The organism is Kitasatospora sp. NPDC058243 (genome assembly GCF_042882025.1).
GTDB lineage: Bacteria > Actinomycetota > Actinomycetes > Streptomycetales > Streptomycetaceae > Kitasatospora.
The window spans coordinates 41459-59402 of the sequence record NZ_JBHVWW010000046.1; the positions used below are offsets into that span (position 1 = coordinate 41459).

At 75.2% G+C, this 17944-nt stretch carries 15 protein-coding genes, 1 tRNA gene and 1 riboswitch; of the genes, 5 read left to right on the forward strand and 11 right to left on the reverse strand.

All coding sequences use genetic code 11. From position 1 onward, the window contains the following. Positions 1-147: 147 nt before the first annotated feature. From ACFVX9_RS26455 to ACFVX9_RS26470, 4 genes are all read right to left on the reverse strand, one after another. The gene (locus ACFVX9_RS26455; RefSeq protein ID WP_387983739.1) at positions 148-2319 is read right to left on the reverse strand and encodes a SpoIIE family protein phosphatase; all 2172 of its coding nucleotides are present in this window, start codon (positions 2317-2319) and stop codon (positions 148-150) included. Positions 2320-2491: 172 nt separating this feature from the next. Beyond that, on the reverse strand, positions 2492-3622 hold the full coding sequence (locus ACFVX9_RS26460; RefSeq protein WP_371517601.1) for a PP2C family protein-serine/threonine phosphatase: 1131 nt from the start codon (positions 3620-3622) through the stop codon (positions 2492-2494). 264 nt (positions 3623-3886) lie between these two features. Next, complete coding sequence (locus ACFVX9_RS26465; RefSeq protein WP_387983743.1) at positions 3887-4456, reverse strand: TetR/AcrR family transcriptional regulator; 570 nt, start codon at positions 4454-4456, stop codon at positions 3887-3889. Positions 4457-4552: 96 nt separating this feature from the next. Further along, positions 4553-5380 (reverse strand): alpha/beta fold hydrolase, encoded by an 828-nt coding sequence (locus ACFVX9_RS26470; protein ID WP_387983745.1) that lies wholly within the window; start codon positions 5378-5380, stop codon positions 4553-4555. A gap of 343 nt (positions 5381-5723) precedes the next feature. Further along, positions 5724-5882, forward strand: a riboswitch (cyclic di-AMP (ydaO/yuaA leader). Positions 5883-5894: 12 nt separating this feature from the next. On the opposite strand from ACFVX9_RS26470, the gene ACFVX9_RS26475 reads away from it, so the two are divergent. After that, complete coding sequence (locus ACFVX9_RS26475) at positions 5895-6728, forward strand: M23 family metallopeptidase (RefSeq protein ID WP_380492494.1); 834 nt, start codon at positions 5895-5897, stop codon at positions 6726-6728. 61 nt (positions 6729-6789) lie between these two features. Here the strand turns inward: ACFVX9_RS26475 and ACFVX9_RS26480 are convergent, their stop codons facing one another. Beyond that, positions 6790-7779: a hypothetical protein gene (locus ACFVX9_RS26480; protein WP_387983748.1), complete on the reverse strand. Its 990-nt coding sequence runs from the start codon at positions 7777-7779 to the stop codon at positions 6790-6792. 42 nt (positions 7780-7821) lie between these two features. On the opposite strand from ACFVX9_RS26480, the gene ACFVX9_RS26485 reads away from it, so the two are divergent. The 4 genes from ACFVX9_RS26485 to ACFVX9_RS26500 all read left to right on the forward strand — a co-directional run bounded on the left by ACFVX9_RS26485 (position 7822) and on the right by ACFVX9_RS26500 (position 10679). Continuing rightward, entirely contained in the window at positions 7822-8394 is a 573-nt protein-coding gene (locus ACFVX9_RS26485; RefSeq protein ID WP_380562552.1) for a GNAT family N-acetyltransferase, read from the forward strand. Between the two features lie 176 nt (positions 8395-8570). After that, entirely contained in the window at positions 8571-9311 is a 741-nt protein-coding gene (locus ACFVX9_RS26490) for a sensor domain-containing protein (protein WP_387983752.1), read from the forward strand. 117 nt (positions 9312-9428) lie between these two features. Beyond that, positions 9429-10181, forward strand: coding sequence for a hypothetical protein (locus tag ACFVX9_RS26495; RefSeq protein ID WP_387983755.1), 753 nt, complete (start codon positions 9429-9431; stop codon positions 10179-10181). Positions 10182-10217: 36 nt separating this feature from the next. Beyond that, a complete protein-coding gene (locus ACFVX9_RS26500; protein WP_363376805.1) occupies positions 10218-10679 on the forward strand; it encodes a GNAT family N-acetyltransferase in 462 nt (153 codons plus the stop codon). On the opposite strand, the gene ACFVX9_RS26505 is transcribed toward ACFVX9_RS26500, so the two are convergent. The 6 genes from ACFVX9_RS26505 to ACFVX9_RS26530 form a co-directional block, all read right to left on the reverse strand. Further along, positions 10676-11863, reverse strand: coding sequence for a hypothetical protein (locus ACFVX9_RS26505; protein WP_387983757.1), 1188 nt, complete (start codon positions 11861-11863; stop codon positions 10676-10678). The two genes, ACFVX9_RS26500 and ACFVX9_RS26505, sit on opposite strands and share 4 nt — an antisense overlap. 579 nt (positions 11864-12442) lie before the next feature. After that, positions 12443-12516, reverse strand: a tRNA-Met gene (locus tag ACFVX9_RS26510). Positions 12517-12566: 50 nt separating this feature from the next. Next, positions 12567-13862, reverse strand: coding sequence for a PrsW family intramembrane metalloprotease (locus ACFVX9_RS26515; protein WP_387983760.1), 1296 nt, complete (start codon positions 13860-13862; stop codon positions 12567-12569). A gap of 116 nt (positions 13863-13978) precedes the next feature. Next, complete coding sequence (gene trmB / locus ACFVX9_RS26520) at positions 13979-14809, reverse strand: tRNA (guanosine(46)-N7)-methyltransferase TrmB (RefSeq protein ID WP_387983763.1); 831 nt, start codon at positions 14807-14809, stop codon at positions 13979-13981. Between the two features lie 55 nt (positions 14810-14864). Next, positions 14865-16100, reverse strand: a complete 1236-nt coding sequence (gene lhgO, locus ACFVX9_RS26525; protein WP_387983765.1) for an L-2-hydroxyglutarate oxidase — start codon at positions 16098-16100, stop codon at positions 14865-14867. 172 nt (positions 16101-16272) lie between these two features. After that, on the reverse strand, positions 16273-17700 hold the full coding sequence (locus ACFVX9_RS26530; RefSeq protein WP_063348294.1) for a hypothetical protein: 1428 nt from the start codon (positions 17698-17700) through the stop codon (positions 16273-16275). Between the last annotated feature and the right edge of the window lie 244 nt (positions 17701-17944).

The window sequence follows — 17944 nt, forward strand, 5'->3', positions numbered from 1 at the left end:
ATACGGCGTCAAACCGGCGCCGTTCGACCGCGATCCGGACGGCCCGAGGACGTTCGTCCCCGGTGGGGCGCCTGCGGCGCGTCGGCCGGGCCGGGCGGGAGATGGCCGAGTCACGTCCTGGGATGTGTGGGGAACGTGTGCACGGTGTTACGGAAGGGGCGACGTCCGGTGCAGGAGCAACAGCGCCACGTCGTCCGGCCGGGACCGCCGCTCGGTCACGTTCAGCGTGAGCAGGTCGGCCAGCCGCTCCAGCGCGGGCGCCGCGCCGACCCGGGTCGGGCCGGTCTGCCGGGCCCACAGCTCCAGCCCGCCGAGCATCCGCTGCACCGACTCGTCGTAGTCCTCCTCGCGGTCCTCGACCAGCCCGTCGGTGTACACCAGCAGCGTCTCGCCGACCGCCAGCCGGCCGTCCGTCAGCGGGTACGGCTGCCCCGGGTCCACGCCCAGCGGCGGCCCGCCCGGCAGGTCGAGCTCGACGGCCCTGCCGTCCGCGATCCGCACCGGCGCGGGATGCCCGGCCCGGGCCGCGGTCAGCGCGCCGTCGGCCGGGTCCAGGGCCAGGAAGAGGCAGGTCGCGAACAGGTCGGTGTCCAGCTCGGTCAGCAGCCGACTGGTCCGGGCCAGCGTGGCGGCCGGATCGTGCCCGTCCGTCGCGTACGCCCGCAGGCCGCTGCGCAGCTGGCCCATCACCGCCGTCGCCTCCGCGTTGTGGCCCTGGACGTCGCCGATCACCAGCCCGATCCGGCCGTCCGGCAGCCTCAGCAGGTCGTACCAGTCGCCGCCGATCTGCATGCCCTCGGTGCTCGGCAGGTAGCGGGCGGCACTGGCGATCCCGGGCAGCCGGGGCAGGGTGCGCGGCAGCATCGCGCGCTGCAGCTCGGTGGCGCGGTGGTGGTGGGTGTCGTACAGCCGGGCCCGCTCCAGGGACTGCGCCAGGATCCCGGCGAACGCCGAGTACAGGGTGCGGTCCTCCCGGCCGAACGCCCGCTCGGCGGAGAAGGTGATCAGGCAGGAGCCCACCTGCCGCCCGGAGGCGACCAGCGGCAGCACCGCCCAGGAGGCCGGGGTGAGCGGGCCGTGCCGGCCCCGTTCCGGGCCGGGCTCGCTGAACAGCGGGGCCGAGCGGGTCAGCGCGTGCTGCATCACGTTCTCGGAGAGGTCCGCCAGCCGGGTCAGCTCGGTGCGCCTGGGCCCGCCGTACACGGTGTGCGAGACGGGCAGCAGCCGGCCCTCGTCCACCAGGTCCAGGACGATGCTGGCGGCGCCGAACGCCGGGCGGGCGACGTCCGTGACGGCGGTGGTGACGTCCCGGACGGTCACCGCCCGCGACAGCGACCGGGTGAGCGCGAGCAGCAGCGCCGTCCGGGCCCCGGCCGGGGTGGACTGTTCCTCGGGCTGCTGCCCTGGGTGTTCCCGGCCCTGGTCCCGGCCGCGGCCCTGGCCCCGGTCGGAGAGCAGCCCGGCGACCCGGACCGGCCGGCCGTGGACGTCCAGCATCACCTCGCCGGTCTCCTCGATCCGCGCCACCCTGCCGCCCCCGCGCAGCACCCGGTACCCGATCCGGTACCACCCGCCGGTGGTGAGCGATTCGGCGAGCGCCGCCTGCACGTCCGGCAGGTCCTCCGGGTGGACGATCCGGTCCAGCTCCGGGGCGGAGCCGTCGGCGGTGGCGGGCTGACCGGTGACCCGGAACGCCGCGGCGTCCCAGTAGCTCTCGCCGGTGACCAGATCGCGTTCGAAGGCGCCGTGCCCGGCCGCCCGGACGGCGAGCGACAGCATCGGGTGGGCCAGCCCGGCGGGGAGGCTGCCGGCCCCGTCCGGCGGCGCCCCGGCCGGGTCCTGGGGTATCCGGGCGTCCGCGTGGTCGAGCAGGTGGGACAGCCGGTGGGCGCAGGCCTCGCCGATGGTCTCCAGGACGTCCAGGTCGCGGCGGGGGACGGTGCCCCGGTGGGCCAGCGCGAGGGCGAGGACGCCGACCGGCCGCTCGTCGACGACCATCGGCAGGGCGATCACGGCGACCATGCCGGTGCCCATGCCGGCGTTCTTGTTCGGGTAGTCGACGCTGGTGTGCTCGGGACTGAGCAGGTAGGGGCGGCGTAACCGCAGGGCCATCGCGGCGGGGAGGTCACCGGCCGGATCGACGATGCTGTAGCGCTCGTGGGCCCAGTCCGGCAGCCCGTGCGAGGCGGTCAGCCGGAGCATTCCGGCGGAATCCAGCAGGTAGAGCGCGGAACCCTCGCCGGTGATCCAGCCCGGCCCCTCGGCGAGGACGGTGCCGAGCAGTTCGGCGGCGCTGGTGCAGCCGAGAAGTAAGCGCACGCACCGCATGGGGCTGCGGGTGGTGGGACTGCTGCGCGGCGTCCGGCTCTCGTCCTCGGAGGGGGGAACCCACGGCGAGGTCAGGTCCATCGGATACCCGGCCTTTCCGCTCTCGGGGGGTGGGTGCCCTCTGGGTGCCCGAACGGGCACTTAATTCTTCATACCTTATTTCTCAAGCGGGTGCTGAAGCGGGTGAATGGTGACCCAGACGGCGCACCAGCACCAGCGTCCGGTCGTCCGCCGCGTCCCGCGCCACCGTCCGGACCAGCCGCTCCGCCGCACCCCGGGTGAGCTGCTGCTGCGTCCGCCACGGCCGCACCACCGGCTCGGCCGCCGCCAGCAGCCGGCCCACCCCCTCGTCCAGATCCCGACCCGGCACCTCCACCAGGCCGTCACTGAACAGCAGCAGCGAATCGCCCCGCCGCAGCCGCCCCGACACCGCCGGGTACAGCGCGCCCGACACCAGCCCCAGCGCCGGACCGCCGTGCCCCGACCGCGCCCAGCCGCCGCCGTCCGCCCGGCGGAACTGCGCGGGCGCCGGATGGCCGGCGTTGAACAGCAGGTAGTCGCCCGTCGCCGGGCGCAGCGCGAGGTGCACCGCCGTCGCGAAGTCGTCCTCCCAGCCCATCCGCACCAGATGGTCGTTGGCCGCCGGCAGGAACGCCTCCGGCGGCACCCGCCCCAGCAGCATCGCGAACGCGCCCGACAGGTGCGTCGAGCGGGCCGCCGCCCGGCTGCCCTTGCCCGACACGTCCACCAGCAGCAGTTCCAGCAGATCCTCCTCGGGGCGGTGCGCGCACAGCAGGAAGTCACCCGAGAACGAGGTGTCGCCGGCCGGCGCCAGCGCACTGTCGAAGTGCCAGTCGAGCAGCCGCTCCGGAAGCCGGGCCAGTGCCCGGGTGTGCTCGGCCAGCTCCAGCAGCATCGAATCGCCCTGCGTCCCGCGCAGACCCAGCCGGTGCCGGAACCGGTTCGCGGCCAGCACCGTCACCGCGGTCGCGGCCAGTACCAGCGTCACCCCGATCCGCACCCCGAGCGGATCCCGCACCACCGCCCCCAGCACCCCGCCGGCCAGCGCCGCGCACACCAGCACCAGCAGCTGCCCGCGCCGCAACAGCAGCCCGCCGACCACCAGCGGCAGCACCAGCGCCGACGGCGGCCAGCTGTACGGCAGCACGATCGGCAGGACGCTCAGCACCGCCGTCACCCCGAGCAGCACCCCCAGCGCGTACCGCGCGGCCCGGGCGTTCCCGTCCAGCAGCCGCAGGTACCACCGCCGCGCCCTCGCTATCGGTGCGGGCACGTGGACCTCCGCCAAGGGGTCGGCGGTCCCCTGTCATGACCACCAGTCAGCCCGGCCACACTAACCCGTCCACCCCCACCACCCCCAGGCCGCTGCCTGCCCGCCGCACGGGAAGTCGGCGGGTCCGACTTCTCGCGCATGTGTCACCCGGGGCGCTGGCCGTTCCGTCGTCGTGGGAGGCCGGGCGGGTCGTGCCGCGGCCGGTGCGGTGGCCGGGCGGGTCGTGCCGCGGCCGGTGCGGTGGCCGGTGCGGTGGCCGGTGTCTCAGGGGGTGGGCCAGGTGCGGAGGCCGGTGGTGAGGAGGGTGATGAGGCGGCTCTGGGTGGTGGCCAGGTCCTCGGCGAGCTGGAAGCCGCCGCCGATGGAGAGGGAGGCGAAGCCGTGGGCGACGGAGCGGACGGTGCGGGCGGCGTGGATCGCCTCCGCGCCGTCGAGGCCGTACTCCCGCAGGACGGCGATGATCACCCCGACGAGCCGGCCGGCCGCGCGGGTGAGGTCGTCGTCCGGCTGCGGGGCCTGGGGGAGGGCGTTGTAGCGGTGCGGGTGCTCGGTGGCGTACGCGTGGTAGGCGCGCAGCACGGTGGCGACGGCGTCGTCCCCGCTGCGGCCGACGGCGGCCTCGGCGAGCCGGTCGGCGAGTTCCTCGGTGACCCGGACGGCGATGAGCCGCCGCAGTTCGGTGAGGCCGCCGCTGACGTGCTTGTACAGCGACGGGGTGGCGACCCCGGCCCGGGCGGCGACGGCGGCCAGGGTGAGGGCGTCGGTGCCCTGCTCGTCGATGAGGGTGAGGGCGTGGTCGACGACCTGCTCGGGGGTGAGTCCTACTCGGGGCATGGTGTGGGCTCTCCGTCGGTGGAAGGCGTACGTGGCGGGGTGGGGCGGGGCGTGTGGGCGGGTGGGGCTGACGTGGGCGGACGGGGTGGGCGGGGCTCAGGCGAGTTCGGCGAGGAAGGGCAGCAGGGCGCCGGCGGTGGCCTGCGGGTTGTCGGCCATCGGGTAGTGCCCGGATCCGTCGATCATGACCTTCCGCGCGTTGAGCGCGGCGGCCTGCCGGTCGGCGACGGCTTCCGGCTTGGGGAAGTCGGGGTCCTTGCTGCCCATGATGACGAGCGAGGGGCAGCGGACGGCCGCGGTCCAGCCGACGGGCGCGGAGTCCCCGCCGACGTGTCCGCGGGTGGCGGTCTTGCGGCCGGGGGTGCGCATGGCGGCGACGAGTCCGGCCACGTACGTGTCGAAGTCGGCGGGCTTGGCGCCCGGGTAGGCCAGCTTGCGGTGGTAGAGGCCCCAGAAGGCGGGCGAGTGGACGGTCAGGGTGCCCATGACGCGGAGGGCGCCGCGCATGAGGGCGCCGGGCGGGGGGTTCTCGACGAAGGCGTCGATCAGGGCGATGCCGGCGACCCGCTCGGGGGCGTCGCCGGCGGCCTTGACGACCGTCGCGCCGGTGTAGGAGTTGCCGACCAGGACGGCGCGGTCGATGCCGAGGTGGTCGAGCAGGGCGAGGACGTCGGTGGCGATGGCGGCGGGGGAGTAGTCGTCCCAGACGATCGAGGATTCGCCGAAGCCGCGCAGGTCCATGGTGATGACCCGGTGGCCGGCGGCGGCCAGCAGCGGGTGGAGGTGCCGGTAGGCGGCGCGGGTGTCGAGCATTCCGGGGAGCAGCACGACGGGGGTGCCGTCGCCCTGCCGGGTGTCGTCGTAGGCGAGGCGGCCGCCGGTGACGTCGAGGTACTGGGTGGTGGGGGCGCTGGTGGCGTTCATGGTGGGCCTCCGGGGGCTGCCGGTGCGGGGCTTCGGCGGTGCTGCCGATAGCCATAAAGCTAAGGCTAATAGCCTTAGCCGTCAAGCCTTCGCGCCCTGTGGAGCGGGGGAGGTTGGCGGGGAGTGCCTGAATGAAGGGCCGTCCGTTGACGTCCGATCACGTGAGGTGGCGTCAATGGTGTTCAAGCGTGCCCAAGGGGCCCAAGGGGGACAAAACGCCCTTCGCGTCCCAGAGCGCCCCGTCCGTCTCCGGTCGTCCCGGGCGAACGGCTTGGAATCAGGGCCTCCTAGGATTAACGTTTGATAACGCAGCGCGGTCCTCAACGCCGTACCCAGACGGCACCGTGCGCCGTCGCCTAATCCCGCCGACCGGCCTCCGGGCAGGTCAGGGAGCCGGGGAACCACGTTCCTTGGGGTGAATCGGCGGGGCTCCGGCCCGGCCGTAGGAGACCTTCCTGCTCCGAACCCGTCAGCTAACCCGGTAGGCGCGAAGGAAGGAAAGGAGCGCGCCTCCGTGGCGTCGACGCACACCCCGGCACACCCGGCCGGCCTCGCAGCAGGTACCCGGCTCCTCGACCACCCCGGCCCGGACGGCCCCGAGTACGCGGGCCCGGAGGCCGAGACCAACCGGCACCGGATGCCGCGTCAGGTCCGTGGGACCTCCCCGCTGCTCGGCGTCACCGCCGTCGCCGCCACCCTGGGCGCCACCGGCTTCGCCTCCGCCACCCCGGCCGCCGCCCCCGCCATCGAGACCCCGGACGAGACCCCGGTCGCCCTCTCCGCCGACCCCGGCCTCGCGCTCGCCGCCCGCATCCAGCTGCAGGCCGACAGCCAGCGCACCGCCGCCGAGGAGGACGCCCGCGTCCAGGCCGCGAAGGAGGCGGAGGCCAAGGCCGCCGCCAAGGAGGCCGAGGCCAAGCGGGCCGCCGAGGAGGCCGAGCGGGCCAAGGCCGCCGCCCTCACCCTGCCGGTGCGCGACTACCACCTCACCGCCCACTACGGCCAGAGCGCCCGCTACTGGGCCCACCTGCACACCGGCCTGGACTTCGCCGCCGACACCGGCACCCCCGTCTACGCGGTCGGCCAGGGCACCATCACCTCGGCCGGCTGGTCCGGCTCGTACGGCTACCGGATCGTCGAGACCCTGCCCGACGGCACCGAGATCTGGTACTGCCACCTCTCCTCGATCATCAAGGGCTCCGGCAAGGTCGGCTCCGGCCAGCAGATCGGCAAGGTCGGCGCCACCGGCAACGTCACCGGCGCGCACCTGCACGTGGAGGTCCGCCCCGGTGGCGGCGCCCCCGTCGACCCGGAGACCTGGTTCCAGCAGCGCGGCCTCAACCCCTGACGCACCCGCGAAGCCCCGGCCGCCGGAACCGAAAGGCACCGGCGGCCGGGGCTTCGCCGCGTCACTCCCGAGCCTGGTCCGCCGGGTCCGCCGGGTCCGTCGGGTCCGTCGGGTCCGTCGGGTCTGCCTGGTCCGCCGGGACTGCCGATCCCGCCAGCTCCTCCAGGCGGGCGTCGAACTCCTCCTGCGCCAGCCCCGCCAGGTACGCGTCGATCTCCTCCTGCCCCGGCTCCGGCGCGAGGTCCGGGAACTCCTCCACCAGCAGTCGCGGCAGCCCGGGCACCGTCCACTCCCCGTACAGGTCGAGCGCGGCCTCCACCGCCGCCTCCTCGAACGCCCCGAAGTCCCCGGCCAGTTCGTCCGGCATCGGCCGCCCCAGCGCGGTCAGCTCGGTCAGGTTGCGGTAGCTGCGCCGCATCAGGCCCTGCTCCAGCAGCCGGCGCGCGCCGTCGGTGGCCATGCCGACCGAGATCACCCGGGTCGGGCTCCATCCCTGCTCGTCCACCTCGTCCAGCCAGCCGGTCTGCGCCAGTGCGGCGAACCTGGCCAGCCGCTCCTCCTGCGCCAGCTCCCGGAAGCCGGTCAGCCACTCCCGCACCGCCTCCGGATCCGTGACGTCCGCCCCGTACGCGTGCAGCAGCAGCGCGTACAGCCGGGGCCAGGTCACCAGGTCGGCGCGGCGCAGCAGCCCGGCCGCGACCTCCCCCTGCCACTCGGCCTCGGCGTGCAGCCGCTCCTGGCGCTTGGCGTTGAGCCGCTTGGCGGCCCGCTGGTGGTCGGTCAGCAGCCGGACGGCGGCGCCGTACGCGAACGGGTCCGCCTCCGGTTCGGGTTGGACGTACAGGTAGAGCCGCTCGTACAGCAGGTGCTCCACCGCGTTCGAGGTCAGTTCGGGCCAGCCGTCGTGCATCCTGCCCTCGCCCAGCTCCAGCAGGGCCAGCACCGCGCGCAGCGGCGCTTCGGCCACCGGGGTGCGGTCCTCTTCCGCCGCCCAGGCGAGCAGGTCGGCGGCCCTGGTGCGCGGGGCGAGCCGCAGGTCTTCGTCGTTCATAGCTCGAACGGTAACCGCTGGCCGGGAGTAGGGTCGGCTGCCATGGTCCCCGTACGACTCACCGGCCCCCGGCTGGCCATCCGCGAGTATCACCACACCCCCGGCGACGTGGACGCGCTGCACGGGCTGTTCGGCGACCCGGAGGTCACCCGCTACCTCCCCTTCGAGCCGCGCGACCGCGAAACCTGCGCCGACCAGATCGAGCTCTACCTGGAGGAGGCGATGGCGCCGGAGCGGGACACCTACCGGCTGGCCGTCACCCGGCGCGACGACGCCGAGGACCCGGTGGACGCCGTGCCGATCGCCCACGCCTCCCTCACCCTCGGCAAGCACCGCTCCGCCCACCTCGGCTACGTGCTGGGCCGCGACGTCTGGGGCCGCGGCTACGCGGGCGAGATCGCCGGCCTGCTCTGCGAGCTCTCCTTCGAGGCCCTCGGCGTGCACCGGCTGGCGGCCCGGGTCGACGTGGACAACGCCGCCTCCGCCAAGGTGCTGCTCCGGCTCGGGTTCCAGCTGGAGGGGCGGGTCCGGCACGACCTGTACAAGGGCGGCGCCTGGTCCGACTCGTACCTGTACTCGCTGCTCGCCGACGAGTGGACCGGCGCGACCGGCTGACGGCCCGGCGTGGACGTCCGGCGTGGACGTCCGGTGCGGACGTCCGACGCGGACCTGGGGGCAGGCCGGGGGGTTAACCCCACCCCCGATCCGCCAGGCCTCCGGATCCTCCCCGGCCCGCCGTTCGACCAGACTGATGCCATCAGCAGTCGAGAACGAGGGACCGGGGCCGGGACATGAGCAGCAGCCGAAGCACGCAGGACCGCGAGTGGGACGTCCTCGGTGGTTACGGCGACGACCCGCGTCCCGCTCGGGCCCACCGGACCGAGGAGCCGCCGGCCGTCTGGCGGGCGCCGTTCTCCAAGCACTACTACCGCGAGATCGGCTACACGCTCACCGGTCTGCCGCTGTCGGTCATCGGCTTCTCCGTCTCGATCGTGCTGTTCTGCATGGGGGTCGGCACCTTCGTCACCGTCCTCGGCCTGCCCGTGCTCGCCCTCCTGACCACCGTCGCCCGCGGCATGGGCCGGATGGAGCGGGCCCGGGTGCGCGGCATGCTGGCCCTGGACGTGCCCGCCCCGGCGCCGGTGCGCCAGACCCGCCCGGGCACCTGGGGGGCGATCACCGCGCGGCTGGCGGACCCGGCCGGGTGGAAGGCCGCGTTCTACCAGGTGGTGATGTTCCCGTGGGCGGTCCTCAGCTTCGCCCTGTCGCTGGTGTTCCTGCTGCTCGGCTGGGCGATGGCGCTGTACCCGCTCTACCAGTGGATCTTCCCGGCCTTCACCTCCTGGCGCGGGTACCGGGTCTTCGACTTCTACGACAGCGACAACGTCCAGCACGTCTACTACGTCGAGGGGGCCTGGCAGATCGCGGGCTTCTCGCTGGCCGGGGTGCTGCTCATCATCCTCACCGCCCAGCTGGTCCGCGGCCTGACCAACGTGAACCGGGCCGCCGCCCAGGGCCTGCTCGGCCGCTGAACCCCGCAGCCCTCCCGGCCAGGCGGCCCTCCCCGGTCCCGCCCGCCTCACCGGCCCCGCCCGCGCCCCGGACGTGCTCCGGATGCGGGCGGGGCCGGCCCGTGTTCGGATGGCCGGGTGGCCGCCGCACACACCCCCGCCGACCCGGGCGCCCTGGGCCGGGACATCCTGGTCACCTCCCGCCCGCTGGACGAGTACTGCGACCTGTTCGACCTCACCCGGGCCCAACTCGCCGCGCTGCCGGGCCCGGTGCTGGACTGCCCGGGCGGCGCGGCCGGCCTGGCCGCCGAGGCGCGCCGGCTCGGCTGCCGGGTGATCGCCGCCGACCCGGCGTACGCGCTCCCCGCACCCGAGGTCGCGGCCCACGCGCTGGCGGCCCGGGCGTCGATGGCCACCGCGATGGCCGCCCGCCCGCACCTGTACCCGTCGCTGCGCTCCTGCCGACCGGACCGCTACCTGCGCAGCTGGGACCGCGCCCGCCGCCTGTTCGCCGCCGACTCGGCCGCGCACCCGCAGCAGTACGTGGCCGCCGCGCTGCCCCGGCTGCCGTTCGCGGACGGCGCCTTCGCGCTCACCCTGAGCGGCTACCTGCTCTTCGCCTACCCCGAACTGTTCGGCCCCGAGCGGCAGTTGGCCGCCCTGGTGGAACTCGTCCGGGTGACCTCCCCGGACGGCGAGGTCCGCGTCCAGCCGCTGCACGACGGCCACGGCCTCCGCTGCGCCCACCTCGACCCGCTGCGGTACGCGCTCGGCGAGCGCCGCGTCGCCAGCGAGATCCGCCGCTTCCCCCGCGCCGCGGACGGCCGCACCCGCCGCGTCCTGGTCCTGCGGTCCGCCGACCACCGCCGCCGGTCCGCCGCCGAAAAGTAATGGTCTCTCCTGGTCAGCACCCCTATACTCGCCCGCATGAGCGAGACGACCATCAGGCGCGCCGGGGCGGCCGACGCCGACCGGCTCACCGAGCTGATCCAGGCCTCCACCGCCTACCGCGGCGACTACGCGGCGATGATCGACGGCTACCGGGTCACCCCCGAGTACGTCGCCCGGCACGAGGTGTTCCTGGCCTCGGACCCGACCACCGACCGACTGCTCGGCTTCTACGGCCTGATCCGCGAACCGGCCGAACTGGACCTCATGTTCGTCGCCGACGAGGCCCAGGGGCTCGGCATCGGGCGGAAGCTGATCGCGGACATGCTGGAGCGCGCCCGGGCCGCCGGGATCGCCTCGGTCAAGGTGGTGTCCCACCCGCCCGCCGAGGGCTTCTACCTCCAGATGGGCGCCGAGCGCACGGGCACCCGCCCGCCGCAGGTCAAGACGCCCTGGGAGCAGCCCGAACTGCGCTTCACCGTCAAGGAGTTCAGCAGCTAGCTGTGGTCGCCCGCCGACGGAGCCGACTGGACGGGTTGGACGGGCTGAGCGGGTGGGGCCGACTGTCCCGGCTGTCCCGGCTGTCCCGGTTGGGCAGGTTGGGCAGGCTCGGCGGGTGGGGCCGGCTGCGTCGGGACGAAGGCCGTCGCCTCCAGCCGGGACAGTATCTTCTCCGCCAGCCAGCTGCGGTCCGACCCGTACGGAATCCCCTCCGGCAGCACCAACTGCCCGGCCACCGCGTCCCGCAGCCGCTGAGCCTCGGCGCCGGGCAGCCGGGAGAGCAGCCCCCGGGCGGCCAGCAGCGCGTGGTACTGCTCGAAGCCGGAGCGCGGGCGCTCGATCGCGTCCAGCAGGCTCGGCAGGTCGGCCAGCGACGGGTCGCCCTGCATCAGCGCGAGCGCCTGGATCCGGCGGCCCTCGGAGCCGTCCGCGTACAGCGCCCGCACCTGGTCGGCGGTCAGCGCCGAGCGGCGCGCGGTCGAGCGGACCTCGGCCACCACGCCCTCCGGCCCGGACGAGGGCGAGGAGGCGGGCGGCAACTGCGCGGCCAGCGCGGCCGACTGCTCCGCGCTGCCCCCCAGCAGCCCGAGCTGCTGCATCGCCCGGACCCGCAGGTCGTCGGCGCCCACCTTGTCGCCTCGCCGGTCGCGGTCCTGCCCGGCGAGGAAGAGGTCCAGGGCCTGGTCGGCGTCGGTCAGTACCTGCGGCAGCGCGAGCCTGGTCACGAGCCAGCCGGCCAGGAAGCCGAAGACCACGAAGTACAGCACCAGTGCCGCCGCGAACGGCACCGCGGCGTCCTCCCCGCCCAGCGCGGGGGCCAGTGCGGTGCCGAGCTGGTGCAGCCGCTCGCCGAGCGAGCCGAGCTGGGTCAGCCCGACGCCCAGCAGCACCTTGGTCAGCCAGTCGGACACCTGCTCCAGGTTGGTGTTCGGGGCGTACGAGCCCTGCGGTTCGCCGCTGCCGCTGCGCACCCGGGGCACTCCGAACAGGAAGCCCAGCGCGCCGCCGAGCACCGTCGAGGCTCCGGCCACCACCAGCCCGCCGCCGAACGCCTGCCAGGCCTGCTCCCGGCCGAGCGAGAAGAGCAGCAGCCCGAGCAGGCCCGTCCCGGCCAGTGCCCCGGGCGCGGCCCACCGTGCCGTCCGCAGGGCCGTCGTGCCGCTCCGCCGCCGCGCCTTCGCCATCGCCTACCCCCTGTGCCCGCGCCGCTCCGCTCCGGAACCCGCGCCGACTCTAGCGCCGCGGCCCCACCGCGGGAACGACCCGGGGGCGCCCCGGACCGGGCGCGGGTGAGGACCAAGAGCGGCGGAAGACGCCGGAGGGCGGCGGAGAACGCAGACAGCCCGCAGGCTGCTCCTCCGCGCCGGCCCGTGCACTGGCCTGGCGCCGAGGCACCGGGGATGTACCGGTGGGCCTGCGGGCCGGGTGACTGCTATGGATTTCGCCTGCCGGAGGCCTCAGGCCTCACCCCGCGCAGGCAGGGGCGGCTCTAGCGAGCAGCCACCTCACGCATCCTGATGGAACTCAATTCAGGATCACCTCCCTTCAGTGTGCCGCCACGATAGGCAGCCCACCGGCCGGAGGGCAACGGATTTATCGGCGGCCCGCCCGGCGGCCGTCGGCCGGGCCGCCGTCGTTCGGGAGGTCTCCGCTGACGGGGGCCCAGGTCCTGTTGCGGCTTCGCGGCAGAACGTTCCTTCGCCGTGCCGGGGAACGCGAAAGGCCCGGAGGACGAATCCTCCGGGCCTTTCGTTGCTACTGAGTAGCGGGGACAGGATTTGAACCTGCGACCTCTGGGTTATGAGCCCAGCGAGCTACCGAGCTGCTCCACCCCGCGTCGGTGAACACAACAATACGGGGAAGTCGCCGAGATGGGAAATCGGTTCTTCAGACCGCCCCGGCGGAGCGCCTGTCGCGCCGGGCGGCGTGCCGGGCCGCCCGGGACCTGGCCCAGGCCGCGAAGCAGACCAGCGCGGCGAAGCAGGGCACCATCAGCGCCCCGTACACCACCAGGAAGCCGTCCGTGCCGAGGTCGGCGGCGGCGTTCCAGGTGCCGTGCAGCGCCATCGCCAGCAGCAGCCCGGTCGGCGCGGCCAGCCGGGCCAGCCAGCGCCGCCCGGTGGTCAGGGCGACGGCCAGGCCGATCCCGGTGAGCGCGGTGAACAGCGGGTGCGCGAAGGGGGAGAGCAGGGCGCGCAGCACGAAGGTCTGCACGGTGCCGTCGAAGTCGCGCAGGCTGGGCGGATCGCCGAGGCCGATGCTGTCCAGCCGCTGCCGCTGGTCGGTGGTGAACGCCCGGCCCAGGTAGAGGGCGTTCTCGGTGAAGGCGAAGCCGCAGGCGGTCATCCCGCCGAGCACCACCCCGGCCGCCAGGGTGCGGGGCCGGGAGCGGCGGTGCGGGCCGCCGCCGGAGGGCGGGGCCGGGCGCAGGTACGGCAGCGGGCGCAGGTACGGGCGCAGCCGCAGCCGGCCCCGGGCGTGCGGACCGGCCGGGCGGCGGGCGTACGTCCGGGGGAGCCGGGGGGCCGGCAGCCGGTGCAGCAGCGGAGCGCAGGGGCGGCCGGTGCGGCGGCCGTGGCAGCGCAGCCGCTGGCCGAGCGGCAGCAGCAGCACCAGCAGGGCGGTGGCCTTGGCGGTCTCCTCGATCAGCGGGGTGGCGATGCCGGCGCCCAGCAGTTCGCCGAGCGGGCCCTGGTGCGAGGTCAGGTAGCTGGCGGTCCAGTTGTTGGCCACGATGGCGACGGTGGTGGCCGCGCAGGCGCCCCAGCCGAGGCAGAACACGGTGTGCCGCAGCGGCACCCGGGCGGTCAGGTTGAGCCAGGCCAGGGCGCCGAGCACGAACGGCAGCGGCACCATCGCCAGGCCGACGCCGACCAGCAGTCCGACGGTGCCGGTCTGCCGCTGGACCAGGTGCAGGATCAGCACCCCGCAGCCGGCCAGGGTCAGTACGGCGGTGGCGGTGACGGAGGAGACCGCCACCGAGTGGCCGCGCCGGGGCGGTGCGGCGGCTCCGGCCGGTGGCGGTGGCGGTGAAGCGGCGCCGGCCCGGGGCGCGAGGCGGTGGGCCCGGCGCCTCCGGGGCCCCGGGATGGTCCGGGTGTCGCCGGTGCGCGGGACCGTCTCCGGTGCGTCGGCGGCGGCCTGGACGGTGGCCCGGGACCCGCCGCCGGCCGGGCTGCCCATGCGGCACAGGGTAGGCCACCGCACCCGCCCGTCGGGAGGACTCCGGACGAACCGTCCGTCCGGGGAACGGCCCCCCGGTCAGCGCGTGGTGGCCTGTTCGAACGGCCGACGGCGGCTCAGCGGCGGCGGAACAGCAGGTCGTGGACGACGTGCCCCTTGGCCAGCCCGGCCCGTTCGAACTTGGTGACCGGGCGCCAGTCCGGCCTCGGCGCGTAGCCGGGGATGCTGCCGTCCGGGTGGTCCGCGGGCTCCAGCCAGCCGCTGCCGTCACCCTCGGGGTGCAGGTTCTCCAGCTCCGGCGAGGCGGACAGCACGGCCAGCATCTGCTCCGCGTACGGCTCCCAGTCGGTCGCGCAGTGCACCAGGGCGCCGGGGGCGAGCCGGGGCAGCACGAGCTCCAGGAAGGACGGCTGGACCAGCCGGCGCTTGTGGTGCTTGGGCTTGGGCCACGGGTCGGCGAAGTAGACCCGCAGGCCGGCCAGCGAGGCGTCCGGCAGCATGTCGCGCAGCAGGATCACGGCGTCGCCGGCGGCCGGCCGCACGTTCCGCGAGCCGTCGCGCTCCAGTAGGCCGAGCAGGTTGCCGTGGCCGGGGGTGTGGACGTCGGCGGCGAGGATGCCCATGGCCGGGTCGGCGGCGGCCATGGTGGCCGTGGTCTCGCCCATGCCGAAGCCGATCTCCAGGGTGACCGGCAGCTCGCCGAACAGCTCCCGCAGGTCGAGCGGGCTGCCGTCGATCGGTATGCCGTAGGCCTCCCAGCCCCGGTCCAGGGCGCCCGCTTGGGCGTTGGTCATCCGGCCCCGGCGCGGCTGGAAGCTGCGGATGCGCCGCTCGCGGTGCTGGGCCTCGGTGGCCTTGTGCGGGTACATCGGCGCGGGGTAGCCGGCCGGCGCGGCGGACAGCCGGGCGGACGGCGAGGGCTGGGGGATCGGGGCGGTGGCAGTCACAATTCCCCGAGTCTACGGGGACCCCGGGCCCCTCCCGAAGGCGCTGTGACCGGGCTCATCCGCCGGCCTCCAGTGCCGCCAGCGCCCGGCGGGCCACCTCGCGGCCGATCGGCAGCGAGGCCGTGGCGGCGGGGGAGGGGGCGTTCAGCACGTGCACCGCGCGGCGCGGGGAGCGCGGGTCGGCCGGGTCGAAACCGGCGAAGGCGAAGTCGTCCAGCAGCGAGCCGTCCCGGGCCACGGCCTGGGCCCGGACCCCGGCGCCGGCCGGCACCAGGTCCTCGGCGGCGACCACGGGCAGCAGCCGCCGCACGGCGGCGGTGAACGCCCGCTTCGACAGCGAGCGGTGCAACTCGCCCACCTCGTACCGCCAGTGCCGCCGGGCGATCCGCCAGGCGCCGGGGAAGGCCAGCGTCCCGGCCAGGTCGCGCGGGCGCACGGTGCGCCAGTCGTAGCCCTCGCGGGCCAGCGCGGGCACCGCGTTCGGGCCGACGTGCACGTCCCCGTGGACGCCCCGGGTGAGGTGCACGCCGAGGAACGGGAAGACCGGGTCGGGCACCGGGTAGACCAGGCCGCGCACCAAGTCCCTTCGCCCCTCGGTCAGTTCGTAGTACTCGCCGCGGAACGGCACGATCCGCACCCCGGGCTCGTCCCCGGCCAGCCGGGCGATCCGGTCGCTGTGCAGCCCGGCGCAGTTCACCAGCACCTGGCAGCGCAGTTCCCCGGTGGAGGTCTGCACCGTCACGCCGTCCGCCCGCCGGGCCGCCGCCCGCAGCTCGCAGCCGAGCCGGAGCTCCGCACCCGCCTCCCGGGCCAGCCGGGCGTAGGCGGTGGCGACGGCCGGGAAGTCGCAGACGCCGGTCGTGCCGACGTGCAGCCCCGCCACCCCGGTGACCTGCGGCTCGTACCGGGCGATCCCGGCCCGGTCCACCTCGGTGACGGGGATGCCGTTCGCCCGCCCGCGCTCGGCCAGCGCCGCCAGCCGGGGCAGCTCCTCCGGGCCGGTGGCCACGATCAGCTTGCCGGTGACCTCGTACGGGACACCCTGCTCGCGGCAGAACGCCACCAGCTCGGCGGCGCCCGCCACCGCGTACCGGGCCTTGTACGAGCCCGGCCGGTAGTAGACGCCGCTGTGGATCACCCCGCTGTTGCGGCCGGTCTGGTGGGCGGCGAAGCCGGGCTCCTTCTCCAGCACCGCGAGCCGCAGCCCCGGCCGGGCCCGGGTCAGCGCGTACGCGGTGGCGAGGCCGACGATCCCGCCGCCCACCACCAGCACGTCGAAGTCGTACGCCACCGCCAGCTCCTCGCAGTCCGCCCGGCTCCCCCCGCCGCCGATGCTGCCACGCCGGGCGGGGCCGGTCGAGGGCGCCGAGGGGCGGGCGGCGGCGCCGGCCGGCGGTGTCGGGCCTGGGTGCCCGGGGCCCCTCTCGCCGGTGCACCTCAACGACCGCCGGGCTCGCCCCCGGTCACGCCGGGGCGACCAGGACCGCGCGGGCCCGTTCGGTCAGCTCCCGGACGCGGCGCTCGCCCTGGAAGGGCTCCAGGCGGCGCAGCATCTCCACCACGTACTCCCGGCTGCGCTGGGAGGAGATCCGGCCGGCCACCTCGACGGCGCGCTCGCCGGCGGCGACCGCGGCGTCCAGGTTGCCGGCCTCGGCCTCGGCCATCGCCGAGACCACCAGGCGCAGGCCGTGCGAGCGGACGAAGCCCTCGGTGGGCTTGGCCAGTGCCTCGCGGGTGAACTGGCGGACCTTGGAGGGCACTCCGAGGTCGCGGAAGCACTCGGCGGCGTCGGCGGCGAGCCGGTCGTAGGCGTAGAAGTCGATCCACGCCGGATCGGGATCCCCGGCGCGGGCCCGTTCGAGTGCGCTCTCCGCCGCGCCGAGTGCCGTCGCGCACGCCGCCGCGTTGCGGGCCTTGGCCTGGGCCCGGGCCTCCACCAGGTGGAAGAAGCTCATCGTCCGGGCGGTGGCCAGGCCCCGGTTGCGCTCCAGGGCGGCCTGGGCGAGGTCCACCGCCTCCTCGGCGAAGCCCCGGTAGCCGGCCTGGAGGCTCATCGAGGCGAGCACGTAGCCGCCGAGCGGCACGTCGGCGGCGGCCCGGGCGAGCCGCAGGGCCTGGATGTAGTAGCGCTGGGCGGCCTCGTGCTGCCCGGTGTCGAAGGCCATCCACCCGGCCAGCCTGGTCAGTTCGGCGGTCGCGCCGAACAGCGCCCGGCCGACGGTGTCGCTGTACGAGGCCAGCAGCAGCGGGGCCGCCTCCACCCGCAGGCACTCCGGCACCATCGACGAACGCCAGTCCCCGCCGCCGTACTTGGAGTCCCAGCGGCGGGCCTCCTGGGCGGCCTCGCGGAGCTTGGCGGCGTCCGAGTGGCCGACCCGGTAGGAGGACGCCTCGCTGGGCGCGCGCGGCGCCTCCCGGGCGACCGAACCGTCCGCCGGGGTGATCAGCCAGCGGGACACCGGCGTCGCGTAGGCGGCGACCGAGAAGGTGCCGGCCAGGCTGTCGCTCCAGCGGCCGCCGCCGGGGCCGCGGCGCAGGTCGAGGTCGACCCGCCACAGGTCGGTGGCGGAGCGGACCGCCTCGGCGACGTCGCGCGGGAAGGCCAGGCCGAGTTCGGGGGCCGGGTCGGTGTCGCCGAGGCCGATCTCCTCCAGCGGCACCGGGCGGCCGAGCTTGCCGCCGATCGCGGTGGCGATCAGGTGCGGGACGGGCCCCTGCGGGACCATGCCCTTGCTGACCCAGCGGGCCACCGAGGTCTTGTCGTACCGCAGGGTCAGCCCGCGCTGGGCGCCCAGGTCGTTGACCCGGCGGGCCAGTCCGGCGTTGCTGATCTGGGCGAGGGTCAGGAGCGTGCCGAGCCGTTCGTTCGGTCCTCGTGGGCTGACGGTCATGGTGGCGGCGGCACCTCCTGCGGCCTTGTGCGCGGGGCCCGGGCGGCACCGGGCCGTAGCTGCTGCACCTAGAGTAGTCGGACGCGTTCCGACGGTTAAGAGGCCGCATTCCGGATGGCGGGATCGTGCACCCGGCGGTGCGGCGCCGGCTCCTCGCCGGGGTTGGTCCGGACCACTCGGATCGGGCCGGGGGTGCCGCGCGCCGGAGCGTCGTGCTCCGGTCCTGTGTTCACGTGCGCCCGGC